Origin of the sequence: Vallitalea longa (genome assembly GCF_027923465.1) — a bacterium.
Lineage (GTDB): Bacteria > Bacillota > Clostridia > Lachnospirales > Vallitaleaceae > Vallitalea > Vallitalea longa.
Genome location: NZ_BRLB01000004.1, coordinates 222,361 through 244,000 on the forward strand (window position 1 = coordinate 222,361; position 21,640 = coordinate 244,000).

At 32.6% G+C, this 21,640-nt stretch carries 18 protein-coding genes; 14 read left to right on the top strand and 4 right to left on the bottom strand.

Annotated features, from left to right (window positions below; all coding sequences use genetic code 11):
• Positions 1 to 552: 552 nt before the first annotated feature.
• The 13 genes from QMG30_RS10385 (at position 553) to QMG30_RS10445 (ending at position 17,702) form a co-directional block, all read left to right on the top strand.
• Entirely contained in the window at positions 553 to 1,287 is a 735-nt protein-coding gene (locus QMG30_RS10385; protein WP_281815132.1) for an ABC transporter ATP-binding protein, read from the top strand.
• A complete protein-coding gene (locus QMG30_RS10390) occupies positions 1,271 to 1,975 on the top strand; it encodes an ABC transporter ATP-binding protein (protein WP_281815134.1) in 705 nt (234 codons plus the stop codon). Before QMG30_RS10385 ends, QMG30_RS10390 begins: the two co-directional genes overlap by 17 nt.
• Before the next feature lie 25 nt (positions 1,976 to 2,000).
• Positions 2,001 to 3,278, top strand: coding sequence for an ABC transporter substrate-binding protein (locus QMG30_RS10395; protein ID WP_281815136.1), 1,278 nt, complete (start codon positions 2,001 to 2,003; stop codon positions 3,276 to 3,278).
• Between the two features lie 102 nt (positions 3,279 to 3,380).
• Entirely contained in the window at positions 3,381 to 4,253 is an 873-nt protein-coding gene (locus tag QMG30_RS10400; RefSeq protein WP_281815138.1) for a branched-chain amino acid ABC transporter permease, read from the top strand.
• Complete coding sequence (locus QMG30_RS10405; protein ID WP_281815140.1) at positions 4,250 to 5,275, top strand: branched-chain amino acid ABC transporter permease; 1,026 nt, start codon at positions 4,250 to 4,252, stop codon at positions 5,273 to 5,275. Before QMG30_RS10400 ends, QMG30_RS10405 begins: the two co-directional genes overlap by 4 nt.
• A 16-nt stretch (positions 5,276 to 5,291) precedes the next feature.
• Positions 5,292 to 6,431, top strand: a complete 1,140-nt coding sequence (locus QMG30_RS10410; RefSeq protein WP_281815142.1) for an acyl-CoA dehydrogenase family protein — start codon at positions 5,292 to 5,294, stop codon at positions 6,429 to 6,431.
• 18 nt (positions 6,432 to 6,449) lie between these two features.
• Positions 6,450 to 7,241: an electron transfer flavoprotein subunit beta/FixA family protein gene (locus QMG30_RS10415; protein ID WP_281815144.1), complete on the top strand. Its 792-nt coding sequence runs from the start codon at positions 6,450 to 6,452 to the stop codon at positions 7,239 to 7,241.
• 16 nt (positions 7,242 to 7,257) lie between these two features.
• Positions 7,258 to 8,286: an electron transfer flavoprotein subunit alpha/FixB family protein gene (locus QMG30_RS10420; protein ID WP_281815145.1), complete on the top strand. Its 1,029-nt coding sequence runs from the start codon at positions 7,258 to 7,260 to the stop codon at positions 8,284 to 8,286.
• Between the two features lie 36 nt (positions 8,287 to 8,322).
• On the top strand, positions 8,323 to 9,474 hold the full coding sequence (locus QMG30_RS10425; RefSeq protein ID WP_281815146.1) for an acyl-CoA dehydrogenase family protein: 1,152 nt from the start codon (positions 8,323 to 8,325) through the stop codon (positions 9,472 to 9,474).
• Positions 9,475 to 9,576: 102 nt separating this feature from the next.
• Positions 9,577 to 11,142 (top strand): acyl CoA:acetate/3-ketoacid CoA transferase, encoded by a 1,566-nt coding sequence (locus QMG30_RS10430; RefSeq protein WP_281815147.1) that lies wholly within the window; start codon positions 9,577 to 9,579, stop codon positions 11,140 to 11,142.
• Positions 11,143 to 11,154: 12 nt separating this feature from the next.
• Positions 11,155 to 12,645 carry a glycerol kinase GlpK gene (glpK, locus tag QMG30_RS10435; RefSeq protein WP_281815148.1) on the top strand — a complete coding sequence of 497 codons (1,491 nt, stop codon included), beginning with the start codon at positions 11,155 to 11,157 and terminating at the stop codon, positions 12,643 to 12,645.
• Positions 12,646 to 13,268: 623 nt separating this feature from the next.
• Complete coding sequence (locus tag QMG30_RS10440) at positions 13,269 to 16,166, top strand: endo-beta-N-acetylglucosaminidase (protein WP_281815149.1); 2,898 nt, start codon at positions 13,269 to 13,271, stop codon at positions 16,164 to 16,166.
• Between the two features lie 888 nt (positions 16,167 to 17,054).
• On the top strand, positions 17,055 to 17,702 hold the full coding sequence (locus tag QMG30_RS10445) for a GNAT family N-acetyltransferase (protein ID WP_281815150.1): 648 nt from the start codon (positions 17,055 to 17,057) through the stop codon (positions 17,700 to 17,702).
• 94 nt (positions 17,703 to 17,796) lie between these two features.
• Here the strand turns inward: QMG30_RS10445 and QMG30_RS10450 are convergent, their stop codons facing one another.
• Positions 17,797 to 18,150, bottom strand: coding sequence for a hypothetical protein (locus QMG30_RS10450; RefSeq protein WP_281815151.1), 354 nt, complete (start codon positions 18,148 to 18,150; stop codon positions 17,797 to 17,799).
• 381 nt (positions 18,151 to 18,531) lie between these two features.
• Positions 18,532 to 18,750, bottom strand: coding sequence for a helix-turn-helix transcriptional regulator (locus QMG30_RS10455; RefSeq protein WP_281815152.1), 219 nt, complete (start codon positions 18,748 to 18,750; stop codon positions 18,532 to 18,534).
• A 155-nt stretch (positions 18,751 to 18,905) separates the two neighbouring features.
• Here QMG30_RS10455 and QMG30_RS10460 point away from each other — a divergent pair, with 155 nt between their 5' ends.
• Entirely contained in the window at positions 18,906 to 19,310 is a 405-nt protein-coding gene (locus QMG30_RS10460) for a helix-turn-helix domain-containing protein (RefSeq protein WP_281815153.1), read from the top strand.
• A gap of 46 nt (positions 19,311 to 19,356) precedes the next feature.
• On the opposite strand, the gene QMG30_RS10465 is transcribed toward QMG30_RS10460, so the two are convergent.
• Both QMG30_RS10465 and QMG30_RS10470 read right to left on the bottom strand, forming a co-directional pair.
• Positions 19,357 to 20,016, bottom strand: coding sequence for a DUF5104 domain-containing protein (locus QMG30_RS10465; protein ID WP_281815154.1), 660 nt, complete (start codon positions 20,014 to 20,016; stop codon positions 19,357 to 19,359).
• 20 nt (positions 20,017 to 20,036) lie between these two features.
• Positions 20,037 to 21,605: a DUF4474 domain-containing protein gene (locus QMG30_RS10470; RefSeq protein WP_281815155.1), complete on the bottom strand. Its 1,569-nt coding sequence runs from the start codon at positions 21,603 to 21,605 to the stop codon at positions 20,037 to 20,039.
• Between the last annotated feature and the right edge of the window lie 35 nt (positions 21,606 to 21,640).

The window sequence follows — 21,640 nt, forward strand, 5'->3', positions numbered from 1 at the left end:
AAGGTCCATAAATGATACTTGTGAAAATTTGTCAATAGTATAAAAAAACAATGGAGATATTTATTGATAATTAACAATAAAATTATAGTTTGACATAAAACTACTACATATTGTTTGTTGAAATTTGTCGTATTTTCGTCAAAAACGAGAAAGTTTGATACAAAACTAAAAAAGCGTTGACAATGAAAATATATTGCTGTATACTGAAATTGTAGCAAAAGTCACAATCAAAAGTTAATATATTAATAATAATTGTATAAATTAACCACTTGGTAAATACTGCATTAAATATATATAGGCAATAGTGCACTGACAAGCTGCTTTTTATAAGTTGGATATATACTTGTATTATCACTTGAGATTGATGACTAAAATTATAACATAAGTTACATATTTTATTGGTTTTTATTAACCAGTCTATTTTTTTTACGCTTTTTTTAGAACATATCAGACGGACATCAATAAGCAATAAAGAAAGGTTTGAATGTAGACATGTAGTAAAAGATTTAGTAGCAAAGTTGAAGTCTGAATATTAAGAAAATACTAAGGAGTGTGAATGATTTGCTGAGTTTGAATGGTGTAACAAAGAAGTTCGGGGGACTTACAGCGGTTGATAATGTAAGTTTTGATGTCAAAGAAGGGTCTATTTGTGGTTTGATAGGACCCAATGGTTCAGGTAAAACTACGTTATTTAATCTTATTTCAGGAGTTTATCCTCTTACATGTGGATCGGTTAAGTTTAATGGTGTAGATATAACTAAATTAAAGAGTCATGCGATTGCAAATCTTGGATTAGTGAGGACTTTTCAGATCGTAAAACCCTTTAATAATATTTCAGCATTAGAAAACGTCGTAGTTGGCGCGTTTCAAAAACATACTAATAGAACAGATGCTGAAAAGGTAGCTGTGAGATCAATGGAAATGCTTGATTTACTTAAGTACAAAGATATACAGCCTCAACATTTACCTCTAGCGATTAAGAAAAAGCTAGAGATTGCAAGAATTATTTCAACAGAACCTAAAATGATATTATTGGATGAAGTTATGGGCGGTCTTAATCCTCAGGAAACTGATGAAATAGTTGAAACCATAATTAAGATTAATGATACTGGAATGACTGTATTGCTTATAGAACATAAGATGAAATGTATTATGAAATTATCAGAAAAAGTTATAGTTCTTAATAATGGAGCTATGATAGCTAATGGTGAACCTGAGGCAGTAGTTAATGACAAAGAAGTAATTAGAGCATATTTAGGAGATGACTATGATGTTGAAGATAACTAATCTGGAAGTGGGTTATGGTGAAAGTCAAGTATTGTTTGGTGTTTCTCTTGAAGTCGAAAAAGGTGACATTGTAAGTATGGTTGGCTCTAATGCAGCGGGCAAGACCACTCTTTTGAATGTTATTTCCGGTCTACATAAACCTTGGTCAGGTAAAATTGAATTCCTAGGAAAAGATATAACAGATATATCAACGGAAAAGAGAATTGAAATGGGATTGATTCAATGTCCAGAAGGAAGAAGATTATTTCCTGGGATGACTGTTATGGAAAATCTATTATTAGGTGCTTATGCTAATAGAGCTAAACATAATATCCAAGAGAATATTGAAAAAGTTAATGAAATGTTTCCGAGATTGTATGAAAGAAGATATCAGTTGGCAGGTTCATTGTCTGGAGGAGAGCAGCAGATGTGTGCGATAGGTAGAGCTATCATGACTAATCCAGAATTATTGATACTTGATGAGCCTTCATTAGGTTTAGCACCGATTATCGTACAGCAGATGTTCGAGATAATCCAAGACGTTAATGAGAAAGGGGTTACCATTTTTCTAATAGAACAAAACGTTAACAAAGCGTTATCTTTAGCTAAGAAAGGCTATGTTATTGAGAGCGGAGAAATAGCCATGGAAGGTACTGGTAAGGAACTTTTGAACAATGATGATTTAAGAAAAGCATATCTAGGTGTTTAATTAATCAATTTAAGGAGGGCTAAACATGAAGAGATTATGGGCTATGATTTGTGTGATTGCAATGTTAACTATGGGTTTGAGCGGTTGTGGTGGTAGTACTGATACCACAAGCAAAGATTCAAAAGGTAGCAAAGAGGATAAAATAAGAATTGGTGTAATTCAACCAAGAAGTGGAAATCTAGCTGTTTCAGGTGAAGACAGTTATTGGGGAACTCAGATTGCCTTTGATTTAATTAATGAGAACGGTGGAATTAACGGAAAACAAATTGAAGTTGTAGCAGCTGATGTACCGGATCAGACAGCAGCACAGAATGAAGTTAACAGGTTAATTCAAAATGAAGGTGTAAAAGTGATTACAGGTATTTATGGAAGTGCAATGGCAGAAGTTGCAGCGAATATCTGTAATAGAAATGATGTTTTGTATTGGGAATCTATTTCGGTGACAGATAGATTGACAGACAAAGGTTACAAAGGAGTATTTCGAATACATACTAATGGAAGTGGTTTCGGTATACAAGCAGCTAAGATAGCAGAAGCATTTGCAGATAAATTAGATATGAATGCTGAAGATATGAAAGTTGCTATTATATGTGAGAACGGTGATTTCGGACAATCAGTTGCAGAAGGTGTAAAAGAATATGCAAAAGAGTCAGGAATAAAAGTAGTCCTTGATGAATTGTATGATAGCAAATCGACTGATACATCACCTATCGTATTGCAGATGAAAGATTCTAATCCAGATGTTGTCATAGCTACATCATATATCAATGATGGTATTGATATCAGTAAGCAATCAAAAATATTAGATTTCAATCCAAAATTATTCTTAGGAATCGGTTCGGGTTATGGCTTAGCTGCATATTATGATGCTCTTGATAAAGATGCAGAAGGTATGATAGACATAGATCCATCTTCAACACCTGTCTATGATACTCTTGATAAAGACCTTGCAGATGCAGTTATAGAATTTGAAAAGAGATTCAGTGAAGAAAGAGGATATAAACCTCCTGTTATCGGATATTTGACTTTCCAAGCAGCATGGGTTCTTGCACATGATGTTATCGAAGTCGCAGGAGGAACAGAGGATTATCAAGGAATGATTGATGCCGCTAACGCGATAGATATTCCAAAGGGTGCACTTCCTACAGGTGCAGGATGTAAATTTGATGAGAACGGCCAGAACCAAAGAGCAACTTTGGTAGCTATGCAATGGCAAGAAGGTAGCTTAGAGACTATATATCCAGAAGAAATGAAATCATCAGAACCGATTATGATTCCACGTCCTAAATGGTCAGAAAGGTAGTTGGGTTCACTTGACTCACCAATCTTAATAATTGGGTTGGTGAGATACTATTCATAAGGTAATAAAAACTATTATTAACTAATTTATGTGGGAGGAATTATTATGCTAATACAGCTTATTGTATCAGGCATACTTTTAGGTGGAATCTATGCATTATTGAGTATCGGTTTATCATTAATGCTTGGAGTGTCAAAGTTCATTAACTTTGCACATGGTGATTTTGTTATGATCGGCATGTACATAACCTATTTGATTTATGCTACTTTTCAATTGAATCCATATGTATCTTGGCCTTTAGTATTATTAGGCGGAATAATTTTTGGAGCATTGGTGTTTATAATTGTGAAACGTGTTATCGGAAAAAATCCATTGAATCAGATGCTTTTGACAATAGGACTTTCCATGATATTGCAGAATGTCATATTGCTTATATTCAAATCTGATTTCAAAGCTATTCCATCTGAATTCTCTAATAGTATCAGTATTGGTTCTGTCTATGTTTCCATGGCACAACTAATAACTTTTGGTTTAGCTATTGCAACAACTATTGTATTTCTTGTATTCATTAAAAAGACCAATATAGGAAGAGCAATGAGAGCTGTTGGCGAAGATAGGGAAGCTAGTCAGTTAATGGGAATCAATGTACCAAAAATTGATTTTATTGTATTTACTCTCGGTACTGTAATGGCATGCTTTTCAGGTGCATTGCTTATGACCATGTATCCAACATTTCCAACAGTAGGAGCCAATTACAATTTATTAGCATGGATAACAGTAGTACTTGGTGGTTTAGGTCATCTTCAAGGGGCATTAGTTGCTGCACTTATTATTGGAGTCAGTGAAACTCTAACAGGATTTTATCTTGGTGCGGATTTAAGGCAATTAGTATATTTTGTAATATTTATAATAGTATTGATTGTTACGCCTGAAGGTCTATTTCACAAATTTTCATTAAGGAAGGTGAAAAGACTATGAGTAAATTAGGAAATAGAAAAGAGTATGTTGCTGTAATTATAGCAGTAGCAGTATTGTCTCTAGGACTTTTCGTTGATAATAAATACATTTTGGATATTTTCATTACTACCATATATTTCTGTGTAATAGCTGGTGCGTGGAACATCATGTGCGGGTACACAGAACAGTTATCCCTTGGACATGCTGTATTTATGGGTGTTGGTCAATATACTTCAACACTATTATTCACCAAGCTTGGAATATCACCATGGATAGGTATGTTCTTAGGTACGATAGTTGCAATGATATTAGCATTTTTTGTAGGGCTGTTAGCCTTAAGGCTGAAATCATACTTTTTTTCACTTGCCACTATTGCACTTATAACTATTTTTCAGGTATTAGCCATTAAACTGGATTGGTTGACTGGTGGTTCCATAGGAATAAGTATACCTTATGAACCAAGCTTCGCTAATATGATTTTCAAAGGATATAAGCCGTCGCTGGCATTGTTCCTCATATTATTGCTGGCTGTTCTGTTAACGACCACTTACATAAGTAAGTCCAAATTAGGAGCTAATCTAGTAGCGATGCGAGAAGATGATATGGCGGCTTCATCACTAGGTGTCAATCTATTGACCAATAAGATTGTTGCATTATGTATCAGTGCATTTTTCACTAGTTTAGCAGGTACTATATATACGCAATATACATTATTTATTGAACCTCTTGGTTCCTTTAGTTTAATCACTTCTCAAAAAGCTGCAATATTATCTATAGTTGGTGGTTCAGGAACAATTTTCGGACCATTAATTGGAGGATTGATATTAGGACCAACAGAAATATTCTTAAGAGGATGGCTCGGTAGTACTTTCCAAGGAGCTTATCTAGCTATCTACGGTATTTTATTAGTAGTGGTTGTGTTAGTAATGCCACAAGGAATAGTAGGAACAATAAAAGGTAGAATGGCTAAGAAGAAAGAAAAGATGCAGGAAGAAATGTTGAAAAAAGAATTCAATCAAACGAAAAGTAAAATAACTCATTAGAAATAGGAGGATTAGTATGGATTTTAAATTGACCAAAGAACAAGAAATGGTCACACTGGCTGCAAGAAGATTTGCAAAAGAAGTATGTGAACCTATAGCAGAAGAAATAGATAGAGAACATAGATTTCCAAGAGAAACTTTTAATCTATTATCCAAGTATGGATTTGTTGGAGCCGGTTTTCCTAAGGAATATGGAGGAACAGGTAATGATAAGATAGCTCAGTTAATCGTAGTAAAAGAAATCGCAAAGGTTTGTGCCGCTACATCTTCTATATTATCTATCCATCAAGGAAGTATCAATTGTCTATTGAAATTCGGTAATAAGGAACAAAAAGATAAATACCTGAGAAAGCTGATCTGTGAGGGTATGGTAGGTGCATTTGCCCTTACAGAAGACAATGCCGGTTCGGATGCTTCCAATATTCAGACAACTGCTGTAGAAGATGGAGACAGTTACATCATTAATGGAACCAAGCGTTTTATTACTGGTGCAGGACAAGCAGGAGTTTATATCGTATTAGCTTATACAGAACCAGAAAAGAAAACAAGAGGTATTACAGCTTTTTTAGTTGATTCTGATACTGAAGGTTTCTCGGTAGGAAAGATAGAAGATAAAATGGGTATCTGTGCATCCCATACTGGTGAATTGGTATTTGAGAATGTTAGAATACCAAAAGAAAATATTCTTGGGAAGTACAATAAAGGATTTAAGATTGCGCTAACAAGTATTGATGATGCAAGAGTATTGACAGTCGGTGCACAGAGTCTAGGAATTGCTGAAGGTGCTCTTGAACTAGCAGCAGATTATGCTAAGAGCAGAATACAATTTGGTGCTCCAGTATCTAAGCAACAAGGACTACAATGGTATCTCGCTGAAATGGCAACCAAACTTGAAGCTGCTACTTGGATGACATATCATGCGGCTCAAATGCTTCAAGAAGGCAATAGAATAAGTAAAGAATGTGCCATGGTCAAATTATTTACTTCAGAAACAGCAAGATTTGTTGTTGAAAGAGCTTTACAGATTCATGGTGGTTACGGTTATATGAAAGATTATGCCATAGAAAGAATGTATAGAGATGTGAAGATAACAGAATTGTATGAAGGTACTAATGAAATTCAGAAACTAGTTATCGCCAGAGCTGTGTTAAACTAGATAAACGGAGGTGCAATAATGAAGATAGTTGTTTGTATTAAGCAAGTACCTAATACTAACGAGGTACGTATTAACAATGAAACAGGGACTTTAATAAGAGATGGAGTAGAAAGTATTATCAATCCTGATGATCTTAACGCTCTTGAAGAAGCGATAAAAATCAAAGAGGCGAGACAGGATGTTCATATTACTGTCATAACAATGGGACCAGCCCAAGCTGATTCAGCATTAAGAGAAGCATTAGCCATGGGAGCAGATGAAGCCATTCTAATATCAGACAGGGTTTTTGCTGGTTCAGATACATGGGCTACTGCAACAGTACTTTCATCCGCAATCAAGAAAATTAAGGATTATGATGTTGTATTCTGCGGTAGACAGGCTATTGATGGTGATACAGCACAAGTAGGACCGGAGATAGCAGAATTCCTAGGGATACCTCAGATAACTTATGTCAAAGAACTGAAAGTATATGATGATAAAGTTGTGGCAACAAGAGCATATGAAGAAGGAAGTTTTGTTATAGAATCCAAAATGCCTGTATTGTTGACAGCTATAAAGGAGTTGAATGAACCAAGATTCATGGATCTACGACTCATCTATAAAGCGTATAGTGAAGAAGCTGATTGCAAGGTATGGTCAGCAGAAGATATTGAGGTAGATGTAACTCAAATCGGTGTTAAAAATTCTCCAACTAAAGTTTATAAAACCTATGTTCCTGTAAAAGAATTTAGTGGGGAGTTAATAAATGGTAACCCAAAAGATGTAGCAGTTAAATGTGTTGAAGAAATTAATAATCTTAACTTAATATAATGGGAGGTGTACATATATGTTTAATGCTAAAGTAAATCAGAATAAAGATCTATCCGCTTATCAAGGTGTTTGTGTTATTGCACAGCAGGAAAAGGGAATAAATCTATCAGTAACTTTTGAACTAATGAATGAAGGAAGAAAATTAGCGGATAAAACTGATTCGCAATTATATGTAGTGATATTGGGTAATAAAATTGATGATGCTGTTGATGAATTATCCAACTATGGAGCAGATAAAATATTCTACTATGAACATGAACTATTAGAGAAATATTCAACAGACGCATATACCAAAGTGGTAAGCAGTTTTATTGAAGATAACAAACCTGAAATAGTCATTTATGGTGCATCATCAATTGGACGAGATTTTGCTCCAAGAGTCGCAGCCAGAGTAGGAACAGGATTAGTTGCAGACTGTACAGGACTTGATATCAATGAAGAAGATGGAAAATTCTTGCAGACAAGACCTGCTTTTGGTGGTAATTTGATGGCTACAATCATATGTCCTAACGATAGACCACAGATGGCAACTGTAAGGCCAGGAGTCATGGAGAAAGCAAAAAAAGTTAATAAGAAATCTCATGTTCTCAAGATAGTACCTAGTTTGACTCAGGAAGATATTATTGCAAGAACTGTAGATATCATTATGGATAAAACAAAAAAAGTATCTCTTAATGATGCAGATATCATTGTTGCTGGTGGTAGAGGAGTAGGTAATAAAGAAGGCTTCGAGCTATTACAACAATTAGCAGATACATTAGGTGGTGTAGTCGGTTCATCAAGAGTACCTGTTGATAGTGGTTGGATAGACCATTCAAGACAAATAGGTCAGACTGGTCAAACAGTACGTCCTAAGTTATACATAGCTTGTGGAATTTCAGGAGCTATACAACATATGACTGGAATGTCGGAATCAGAATATATCATCGCAATAAATAAGAATCCTAGTGCACCAATAATGAAGTCATCACACCTAGCGATAGAAGGAGATCTATTTAAAGTAATACCAGAACTTATCAATGAGATTAATAGTAAAAAGGAATAGTTAGTAACGTTATTGTATTGTAAGGGGATGAATGAAATGGCTATTCAATTGACTTTTGAAGAACAAAATTTATTCGAGGAAGCGAAGGAATTCGCACTTAAGAACATTGCTCCATATTCTAAGGATTGGGAAAACGGTGACAAATCACCTAGGGAAGCATTCGACTTATTAGGTAATAATGGTTACTGTGGTTTACTTATTCCGAAAGAACTTGGAGGAAGAGGATTAAATTTCTTAGAAACAGCTCTAATATATGAAGGTCTTGCACATGGCTGTGGGGCTATAGCTTTCATGCTTCAATTACATAATAATATATCCTTCGAGATAGCAACTTATTATGATACGACTGAAGATGTAAAGAAATTAGTACCAGACATGGTAACTGGTAAAAAGTTGACAGCCTTTGCTTTTTCTGAAAGCACTTCTGGTTCAGATGCTGGAGCGATTAAGTCGTACGCTGAACTAAAAGAAGATGATTATCATATTAATGGTAAGAAATCTTGGATTGCTAATTCTCTTGATGCTGATTATTTTAATGTGATTGTCAAAAATGAATCTCCTGAAAATAGAGATATGATAATGCTATTGGTTGATAGAGATACCAAAAACTTTAACATAGGAAAAAATAAACCTAGGATGGGTGGTAATGCTATATCATGTTGTGATATTGAATTCAATGATTGTATTGTACCAAAGAACAGGTTACTGTCCAGCAAAGGTTTTAGAGAAGCTCTAAGGGCTATAGACGTAGCAAGGGTTTTCGTACCAGCAATCGCTATGGGTATCGCCAGCAGGGCTATAGATATGACAGTAGAGTACTTAGGGAAACGTATTGCATTCAATAAACCTATCATATGCAATCAAGGCGTTCAATGGACATTAGCGGAATTATCAGCTCAGGTAGAAGCAGGAAAATGGCTTGTTTATAGTACTGCATCCCTTATGGATAGTGGAAAGAGTGTTGCAGTGAAGGCAGCCATGAATAAGGTATATTCAGTGGAGTTGGCAATGAAAGTCACAACTATGTGTTTACAGTTATTTGGAGCAAATGGTTATGATAAGAATTCTTCTATCAGTAGATATATGGCTATGGCCAAAATGTTACAAATAATTGATGGAACATCTGAAATACAAAAGGTAGTTATCGGAAGATCATTAGAACGAAAAGTATTACCAAAGAAAAGATGATGAGTTTTTAATGAAACAGTATTAACTATAATTTTATGAAAGGTGGTGCCAAACATAGATCTAGTATCTATGAAAATGGTATTAGGTCTATGTTAACATATTATGAATAAAGTGATGAGTAAAAACGAAGCAGCCAAATTGATAAATAATGGTGACGAAGTTGTATTCAATGGTTTCGGTTCTATGTGCTTTCCAGAAGAGTTATGTATAGAAGTGGGTAAAAGGTTCGAAGAAACTGGCGAACCAAGAGAACTAAGTTATTTTTTCGGAGCAGGACAAGGTGTGTGGGATGAAACAAGAATGATAGAACACATGAGCCATGAAGGTATGGTCAAAAGAGTTATCGGGTCTCATTTCATACCCATGATTAAAATCAATAAACAAGTATGCGAAAACAAAATTGAAGGTTATAACATGCCTCTTGGAATCATATCCCATCTTTTTAGAGCTGCTGCCGGTAAAAAGCCTGGTATAATCACTAAGATAGGGTTGAAAACATGTATTGACCCAAGAAATGGTGGAGGAGCATTGAACGAATCTTCAAAAGAAGAATTGGTCAAATTAATAGAAATCGATGGAGAAGAGTATCTATTCTACAAAGCTCCAAAACCTACTGTTGCAATGCTAAGAGGTACAACAGCTGATGTTAATGGTAATATCACTATGGAAAAAGAAGCTATGTATGTTGATCCTTTTACTACAGCAATGTCAGTTAAGGCTAACGGAGGAAAGGTTATCGTTCAGGTAGAAAGACTCTCTAGTGAAAAGGCTGATCCAAGGAAAGTTAAGATACCAGGTGTTATCGTAGATGCTATTGTTGTAGAGAGCGAACAGTATCAGAGTATGATAGAAAAATACAATCCAGCTTATACCAGTGAAATCAGACTTCCAGATGATGAAGCAATGAAATTACTCAATAAAGTAAAAGAATTGAACATACAAGCAGGAAGAAAAAGATATAGAAATATTTTACATACGATAATAGCAAGAAGAGCTTCTATGGAACTTACTGATGGAGCAGTAGTCAACCTTGGTATCGGTATACCGGAATTAGTTCCTGAAGCAGGTAAAGAAATGGGTGTAACTGATAATATCAAGTTAACAGTTGAATCTGGTGTCATTGGAGGATATCCATCTAATGGATTAAGTTTTGGAGCGGCTGTAAATGGTGAAGTATTACATGATGAAGCTTACCAATTCGATTTCTACGATGGAGGTGGTCTAGATCTGACTTTTGTTGGTGCAATGCAGGTAGATAAAATAGGTAATGTCAATGTTAGTCGTGCAGGTAGTAAGATAATAGGTGTAGGTGGTTTTACACATCTTACTCAATCAGCTAAGAAAGTAGTATTCTGCTTTCCTTTCTCTGGTGGTGGATTACGAGGAGAATGCAATGACAATGAACTGAAAATTACGAATGAAGGTAAATACAAAAAATTCTGTGAAAATGTAGAGGAAATAAGTTCAAGTGGAGAGTTCTCCTTATCCATAGGTCAAGAAGTCATATATATAACTGAAAGATGTGTCTTCCAGCTAACTGAAGAAGGAATTATGCTTACAGAGATAGCTCCAGGAATTTCATTAGAAGAAGATATACTTAAAAAATTACCATTCACACCATTAATAAGTGATAACCTAAAATTAATGGATGAAAGATGTTTCAGATAGTGAGGGGTATAAATGAATAAATATATAATGGCTTTGGACCAAGGAACTACAAGCTGTAGAGCGATAATTTTCAATAAGAATGGAGACATAGTAGATACTGCTCAGAAAGAATTTACACAGATATATCCACAACCTGGTTGGGTTGAACATGATGCAATGGAAATCTGGAGTGTGCAAAGCGGGGTAATGAATGAGGTAATCAGTAAAACAGGTATAGCTCCTGATGAAATTGCAGCCATTGGAATAACTAATCAGAGAGAGACTGCTGTAGTTTGGGATAAAAATACAGGTAAACCAATCTACAACGCTATTGTATGGCAATCAAGACAGACAGCTGATATATGTGAAGAATTAACAAACAAAGGTTTAGAGGATTATGTACGTGAATGTACAGGCCTGGTTATTGATGCATATTTCAGCGGTACCAAAATCAAATGGATACTAGATCATGTTGAAGGTGCCAGAGAGAAAGCAGAGAATGGTGAACTGCTATTTGGTACGATGGATACTTGGCTTATATGGAATTTAACAGGGGGTATTCATGTAACTGAGTATTCTAATGCATCAAGAACCATGCTTTTCAACATTCATACATTGAAGTGGGATGAAAAACTATTAGAGATACTAGATATACCAAGGTGCATGTTACCAGAAGTGAAAAATTCTAGTGAGATATACGGATATACACATAAGAAGTTCTTTGGTGATGTAAAAATACCTATTGCTGGTGCGGCTGGTGACCAGCAAGCAGCATTATTCGGTCAAGGATGTTTTGAATCTGGTATGGCTAAAAATACTTATGGGACTGGTAGTTTCATCTTAATGAATACAGGGGATAAATTAATTAAATCGGATAATGGTCTTTTGACTACCATAGCATGGGGGATAGACGGCAAGGTAAAATATGCTCTTGAAGGAAGTATTTTTATTGCAGGCGCATCTATTCAGTGGTTAAGAGATGAAATGAGATTGATTTATTCAGCTGAGGAAAGTGAGTATTTTGCATCAAAAGTAGAAGATAGTAATGGTGTCTATGTTGTTCCTGCTTTTTCAGGATTAGGTGCTCCTTATTGGGATATGTATGCACGTGGAGCTATCGTTGGATTGACTCGTGGTGCTAACAGAAATCATATAATAAGGGCAACTCTAGAATCCATAGCATATCAATCAAGAGATGTCATAGATATAATGGTAAAAGATTCTGATATCGAATTAGAAAGATTAAGGGTAGACGGCGGAGCTAGCTGTAATAATTTCTTAATGTCTTTTCAGTCAGATATCTTAGGCGTACCAGTAGAGCGACCTAAGATTGTAGAGACAACGGCATTAGGAGCAGCTTATTTGGCAGGTTTGGCAGTTGGATTCTATGAAAGCATTAAAGCTTTAGATAAAAAAGTGGTACTGGATAGAGTATTTCTACCTAATCTTAATGAAGATGATAGAAGCAATAAGTATGCTGGATGGAGAAAAGCTGTTACAAGAGCTATGGATTGGTCTAATTGAACTTAAACAATTAGAAGTTGGTTCCATAAAGAGCAAAAATTAATTGTAATCAAAGTTACTGATATTAATTTTCAGAGTAATATTGTAGAAATTGGTAATGTATATACATAAAAAAACTTTGTATTATAAAGATAACGAAGGTAAATATCGGGTATTTAGTATTTATAGTGAAAAATGAATATATTAATCATAAAAAGGATTTTATGACTGATTAATTTGTTAAATGGGTTATAGCTGATATTCATACTTTGAAGTATGAATATCAGCTTTTCCTTTTGAAAATTAGGTTATTGTTATAAATTACAATAGAATTTAACGTTTTTTAACAAAAATACTAAAAATTTACGCTAGTTATTGCATAAAAACTAAAAAAAATATTCTAAATGCTCTAAATCTTATTGACATTGGAAAATTAAGTATGTATAATAGACATAAAATGAAGAAGACAGACATACTAATATGTTAGTTATATGGATTGGTTTGCAGTTTTTTATGACGTTATATGTAATAGTATATATTACCTATAAGACTATATCTATATATGATGTGCAATATTACCAACGGTTAAATTTTCTGATAATAAAAAGGAAATTTAATAATATATTATTTAAAAGGAGAAAAATATGGAGAAAGTAAGAAAAATTATGATGGTTATGGTTGTGGCTTCAATGTTGGTAACTACAATGCTAACAAACACAAGTGTCGTATTTGCGGGTGGTGATACACTTCCACCAAGAGAAGGAGAACAGGGGTATAAAGGTGATAATCAGCCCTCTATTCATGGATATCGTAAACAAGATATATTGGACTTTTCACCTGAGACAGACCAATATTATGATTTCATGCGTGCAAAAGTTCCACTTCAAGAACGTAATGAATCATTCAAGGCGACTCAAGCAAATCCTATGTTGGATCAAGAGGTTAATAGCTTGACACTTGCAGGGGATTACGGTAACAATTTCTTTAATTCATATCAATACAATGATAAGTTTGCTCAAAACGTATTTAATTATTGGCAGTATCTAGATTATCATGCATCATGGCATGGAATGGTAACAGAACCTGCACCTGACAGCCTATTTGTTCCAGATGCACCATGGTGGGAGCGTAAATATGAATTTGGTGTTTTGAATCTTCCTAATCCTGCATATACTAATGCCGCTCATAAAAATGGGGTCATGACATTAGGATGTGTATTTTTCCCAAGAACAGAGCATACTGATGATTTTGTTTACAAAGATGAAAATGGAAGATTTCCTTTAGCAGATAAATTAGTAGAAATTTGTAAATATTATGGCTTCGATGGTTATTTCGTAAATGCTGAAGAAAGATTATCTTCTTCTTTCATGCCTGTATATGAGGAATTTATAAGGGCTATGACATCTCAAGGTATTTATGTTCAGGTATATGCATCAAACAAGTATGGACAAAATAACGAATCATCATGGGGAAGTATCAATTATTATAATAAGGATGCTACAGAATTCAGTAATTGGGTTAAACATCCTGATAGGGACCAAGCTGCAAGTTCATTATACATGAATCCTGACCCAAGTAAATCAATGGTCGATGGTTCTGTATCAGTCATGAATTCTTTGGGACTTGACCCTAGGGAAACAGTATTCAATACTTTGGAAGCAGGACAAACAGGTTTTTCAGGAAAACGTGGTTCTATCTATAACACGTTAGACGAAAATCTTGTACCAAGAACAGGTATTGCTCATTTGGGTACTGAAATGGTATGGAGTGGAATTGATGAACAAGCCTTCGGCCATACTGGAAACAATTCATACAATGATAATAGACGTGGTAACTCAGAATATCAAAAATACATATTTGCACGTGAAAGAACATGGTGGTCAGGTTCTATGGATCAGCCATATTACAGTAATGACGGAAATTATGTTAGTCATCCAACAACAGATTATTCACAAGAAGAACGTGAAGAATTGCTAGAAAATATATTAAATGCTACAACCAATCCTTATTTAACTGCAAATAACCCTGATAGAGGAAATCCTGATGAAGGTAGTGACCTTGAAGGTAAGTCTTATCAGTCATGGCCTGGATTAGCGGCATTCATTTCTGAACGTTCGGTAATAGATGGTGGTAATTTCTATACTAACTTCAACACTGGTCATGGAATGCAATATTATGTTGATGGTGAAGTTTCTAACGATAATGAATGGGCGAATATCAACATTCAAGATATTTTACCTACATGGCAATGGTGGATAGAATCAGAATCTGAAGATGGAGAAACATTGAAAGTTGACTTTGATTATGGTGAGGAGTATGATTCTGCATTTGAATTAAATCAAATAGGTGGCTATAATGGTGGAAGTTCACTAGTAGTGAAAGGTGACCTTACAGCAGAAAACTTCTTGCGTTTATATAAAACTGATATAGATGTTTCAAAAGACTCCAAAGCATATGTTACATATTATAAGTCATCAGAAACAGATGGAACAGAAATGAGTTTGGGATTAATATTTGAAGATGATCCAGAAAAAGTTGAGTATATTAAGATTCCTTCTTCAGGAGCAAAAACTAATCATTGGAAAACAAAAACATTGAATCTTCAGAAATATAAGGGTAGACAAATTGCAGCGATTGGTTTCTCATTTGACCCTAAAAAAGATGAAGTACAGGATTATCAGATGAATATTGGAGAAATCAAAATAACAGATTCATCATGTGAAAAACTTGATGCTCCAACAGGATTTAAAATCGATAAGGCTTTTGATACAACAGAAATGTATGTTTCTTGGGACTTGGAAGATTATAGTAAGGTACAGAAATATAATGTATATGCAGAGTATAGTGACGGTGAAGAAGTATATCTTGGAGGAACTTATGATGATAAATATTACATAAAATCATTATATAATCCTACAGAGGTAGTAAAAATCAAATTGACAGCAGTAGGTGCAGATGGTATTGAAAGTCCTAGTGCTACTATAGAAAGAGATTACTCTGAAGTTATCAATAATATAGAAGTATCTGAAAATGAAGGTTATCTTGATGTTTCATGGAATAATCCAAACGTAAGCCATTCATCTATCAAAGCAGAGGTTATACTTAACTACAGTGATAATGATAGCAAATATACTGAAACATTTGATGAAAATGCAACTCAAGGAACAATAGATGTACCTGTAACAGATGGTGGTCAATACACATTAAGATTATCATTACTTGATTCTGATGGAGAAGTTATAAGTTATACAGATCATTCAGGATTATTAAAAGATTCTTATTCTGATGTATATGAAGGAAAAGCAATATATAATTATGGTAGTGTAAAATTGACAGGCCCTACATCAAAAGATTGGTGGCACTTATATGCAACACAAGATGGCAAGACAATCAAATTCAAAAATGGTGCAGAATATGCTACAAGAGGTGTAGATGATTTAACTAATATAAGAGTTAGTGGTTATAGTGGAGAGATTGAAGTCATTCTAGAAGATTATAACGGAAATCTTTCAGAACCTGTTAAAGTTCCATTCGGTAATTAGTAAGTATAATAGTACAGAGTATAGACTGAAAAGAAGTTTATTATAATCAATAATAAGCATTTTGCAATAAGTCAATTGATATAATATATAAAGGATAAAAGGTGGAAGATAAAATTCCTATTTTTATCCTTTTATTATTTAGAATTAAATATAAAGCTTTGCATGTAGCTCTGTTTATAAGGCGATTTGGGATAATTAAATGAGTCATATATAGATTTAAGCTTGAAATACATATTCTCATCTGTCTTATACCATCTAGAATTAAAGCAAATTTTATCGTTCATGAAAATTATGTTAGCTTTAGTGGATTCATTAAGTAATATTTGATATTGCCAACCTTTTTTATTATTTATAGTTGGTTTGAAATCAAGTGAATTAAAGAAGTCTACAAACTTTTGTATATCGTCGTCATCGGTAATGATTTTAACTGTTGGCGGAGAAGGTAAAGCAATGATAGATATTTGTTGTATGTTGGATTCATCAAGATGAGGATCGTGAAAATAGTATACTAAAATAAGAGTTATAATAACTACTAAAATAGAAATTCTTAATAAGTATTTTTTAATAATAATCCCTCCTTACATAGGTTAAATATAAACATAGAATATACACTTTAGAATTTAGTCTAAGTATCTTGTTTAATTAAAGAAAAATATTATATTAACTATTATATCATCAATTAATATAACATAAAAGTGGAGGTACACTCATTCAATGGAGAAAGCCTTGTACATTCCATATTATGGGTTCTATATTGACAAAATAAATAGTATAATGTATTGTTAATTTATCAAAAAAATAAAGATTTTTGCTAGAACTCTTAAAAAAGTTAAATAAATATAAGCTTTATATTAAAGTGTGAATTTTTATTATTAAGAAGGTGATTAATTGAAATTAAAGTATAAAAAATATCATAGAAAATATCATTATAAATGTTCTAATATCATGAAAGAAACATGGGATTTGAATAAGTATTTTCATCATATCAAGGACAGTAATATCTGTTATAATGCTTTTCTGGAGGTATCTCTCATAAATTCTGATTATACAGATATCATAGTTGACAGAAATGATAATGTGCTTGGTTATCTAATTGCAAGTAATAAGAAAAGATCGACTTTATGGACAAAAATTAAAAGATTCTTTTTGCAATTTGTATTTTACATAAAACAATCCTATTATCTACTAACAGGAAGGTATGGAGATAAAAAAGCTGCTATAGAATTATTTGAGAAGTTAGATGAACTAACTAATCTCTTAGAGAAAGAAAAACATAAGTTTGACAGTGAAATAAATCTTTTTTTCATAAGTTCTGAGATTCGTGGTAAAGGTTATGGGAGAAAACTTATGGACAGATATATAAAATATTGTCGTAAGGAAAAAATCAAAAAAATATTTTTATGGACAGATAGAGGTTGCAACTATAAGTTTTACAATCATTACGGGTTTAAATTACATGATAGCATAAACCATGAATTATTGGAAGAATCTGAAGAAGAGTATAATGGATTTGTTTATAGTATGATTCTGAAATGATTTCAATAAGAACTTAACTATCAGTGTTTAATATTTTATGCAGTATCAACTATAGACTATGCATAAAATATTAAGTCAATGGTAGAGGGTGAATTTACCCAGCAACTAGAGTATAAATAAAATAAAATAAAGTTGGTAATCCCAATAATAAAAATATTAAGATCATAAGTATTCTTAAAGTATTTATTTTTTTGTTGTTGTCAATAGTAGTTAGTAGTATCAATTCTTCATCTGATATATTCCAATATTGTATTTTGTAGTATTTATATTCATTATTAAATGTACTTGATATTTCTGAGGCTAGATTATGCTCTTTTAAATATTCGTTTTTTTCATTATTATTCATTCTATTAATTTTGTCACATTCTTCTTTTGATAAATATATTTTATCGAAGTATTTATTTTTTTGCATGAATTGTTCCTTGATGTTTTGTAATTGATTATTCACATTTATACCCCCTATGTTAATGAATTTTATTATTTTATATGCTTATTATACTATGTTTTGATTAAATTTGTAAAATTATAATTTGGATGATAGATATAGATTTTTGATATTGCAAAGCAAGAAAACACACCTTAACAAAAAATTAAGGTGTTAAATAATATATTTTTAATTTGGATGGATACTATCTTAAAGTCTATGTTGATATTCATCTACCTCTATACTTTTTCTAATATTATTCCATATTCTTCTTTTGGTTCTATAGTATATAATAATTCTAACTAAATATCTAGTCATAGAACCAATTAAAAAACCAAAGATAAAATATAATTATTATCATTATGGGTCCTCCTATTATATGGAAAGTAAGTATTTATTGTACTATTAATTGATATGCTTTCTTTTAACTAAAGGTTTATCTTCAAAAAATAATTCTTCTATAGAAGTGTTATAATAATTAGCTATATCCATGGCCACATCTAAACTGGGATTTCTGGTACCTAATTCTATCATTCCGTAATAACTGGTTGTAATTCCTAAAGAATCTGCAACACTTCGCTGGGATTTGTTACCTCTTTTTTTTATAAGGTTGATTCTAGTCATAATTACACCTCATTTATAGCCAATAAAATATTTTATATTAATAATAATATACAATATTCTATTGTTTGTCAATAATATAAACAATAGAATATTATTATTTATTTACATTTACAACTGTAAGTTGTAAAATCCTCTATATGAAGGGTTGTGATTGTTTGATAGGACAAAGATTAAGAGAATTACGAGAAGAGAATGGATTGATACAAAAAGATATCGCAAAATTATTGAATATTACTACAAGTGCATATGGATATTATGAACAAGAAAAAAATGATATTGATACAAAAACTTTAATCTTTTTATCAGACTATTATAATGTCTCAACAGATTATATTTTAGGCAGAACAAATATTTCTAAACCTATAGAAGAATTTTTGAAAGAAAAACAGATAGATGAAAAATTAAGAGATATTATTGAAGAAATAGATAAAAGTAATCAGGGTAAGTTTAATAACAAATCTGTTAATTCACATACTAAGAAATTCTTAACAAAAATGCTTAGTGACGTATGTGAAGTGGCAGGGGATTTAAATGATATAAAAGCAGACGCATTAAAGTGATAGAGGGGAACTTTAAGTTTAGGCATAATAGCATAAGCATAATATATTACCCCTTATAGTAATAATGGTTTTGGTTTGCTAAACATTGGGTGGGGTTACTAACCCACCCATAATTCATTTCCTCATTAATTTCACATGAAAATCCAGATAAAATTGCAACTGTCTCTTCTTCTGGCATGTAAATACCAGGAATAGCCATATCTTGCCAATAAGTAAATTCGGTTTCCTTATCTTCAGCTTTTATAATACGTAATGTATAGACACCTACATTATCAGGATGGTCGGTATCTTCTGTATATTCCATTATGAATACAAGATAGTTTTCTTCGTCTGTTTCAACTTCGTAGAACGATTTTATATCTTTGATTTTTGCACCATAATTAATTTTCTTACTTACTATTCTACCTGCATAATTCTCATAAGAAATGACTTCACCACTAAAAAAGTCAAAGATATACTTCATTTCAGTATCAAAATTTTCATCCTCTTCTAGAGCTTGTTTTGAAAAAATATCTTTTATACTTTCTTCATCTTCACCTACTATGGCATCTAGTATTTTCTGCAAAGTACTGTTTGCTATTTCATCATCATTGCTTTCATTAAGTTCTTTAACTCTGCTACCTACCATGGAGCGAGAACTTATGGAGCATGAAGTGATTAGTACCACATTTAGGGTTATTATCAATATCAATAATATTTTTTTCACGTTTATCCTCCTTACTAAAATTAAAAATTAAGAGTTGCACTTAAGTTTTCATAGTCAAAAACCCATCTTTTATCAATTCCATCATATTCTGCTGCGAAATCATAAAACATAGTTTCATTATCTTTAAAATTAATAGTATAAGTTGCTGTCAAATCACTGGCTTGAACACCTGGTTTATAGGGATTAAATCCTGTTATCCACCATACCTTTTCATAGGTATTAACTTCGTCCTTACTAGGGTCATAGCTTATGATTGTCTCTCCCTTGTGTTTTAATGTTAATGTCATAGGCATCGCGAGATCTGTGTCAACTAACCAATGGCCATCGTGTGGTGTTGTGATATTACCTAATATAGGAATATTTGATTCACGTGAATATATACCCAATTCTGCTCCTGCACCTAAGTTTAAGTAATCACCTTTCCATGCCCAAAAGATATAGTCTCTACCTCCTGAACTAAATTCGAATTTAGTTTTTTTCATGCTAGTAGCAGAATCAAAGACTGCGTCATAAAAATCATTATATCCAAAAAATCGCTGCCAGCAGTCAGGTAGTGTGTGATAAACTTTATTATTATCCATAAAAAATCCAAATATATTAAATATATTTATAATTGGTCTTTTAAATAATAGTACTAAGTATGGGTTCTGAGTTATAAATATATTGCGTGGATTTGCTATTAACCTTCTTGCAAGATCTCTTGTATCTTTGATATCAGATAAATCAATTGAATCAAATGAATCAAATAAATCTAATAAATCGAATAAATCAAATCTATCTTCAATTGACCCTTCAGGCCCAACATCATAAGGTTCTTTTTCATTTGAATATAGATACGTAAAAGAGCTGTTCTGTAGGTGTGTGTGTAGATTGAGCCCGTCGTCCATAAAACTATTTTTTCTAATGAAAGCATTATCTATTAATTCATCGATTCCAGTCATCCGTGAAGCTTGAAGGGTAGCTCTATCTAATTTTCCTGTTACTTCAAGGTTTATTCCTTTATTGTTAATATACTGTTGTATTTGTTTGATTCTATCTTGCTTATCATATTTTAACTTATTTTGCGATGTTACCAAATCATCTAATTTCATATAATTATTTTCTTTGTAGTTATTCTCGGTGTTTGAATAATTTCCATTATTTATACGAATCTTCTTCCTATCCAAGAAGCTTTTTACATGGTCTATTTTATTTGCTCTAAGTCCTGTAAACCACTCTTGTAAAATATTGATATCATTTATGTTTGTTATATTGGATTGGGTTATATTTGTATAATAATCATGTGACTTAGTGTCTGTATCAATTAACTGGTTGAAAAGAATATTGATTTGCTGTTCACCATTACTATATTCAGATATAGCTTTATCAATAATTTGACTAGTATTATATAATCGTTCAAGTAGATTTTCTAAGTTTTTTATCAAATCATTAAATTGTTCATGTATATTGTTTCTTAACTTGATATCACTGTCAATATACTTATTGATCTCTTTGAATTCATCAAATATATAGTCTATATTTCCAGTTATTCTTTTTATGTCATTTTCTTTATCATATAACTGAGTCAAATTATATTTTGTGTACCCCATAATAATATTCCCTCCTCAAATTTTATTTTTATAAC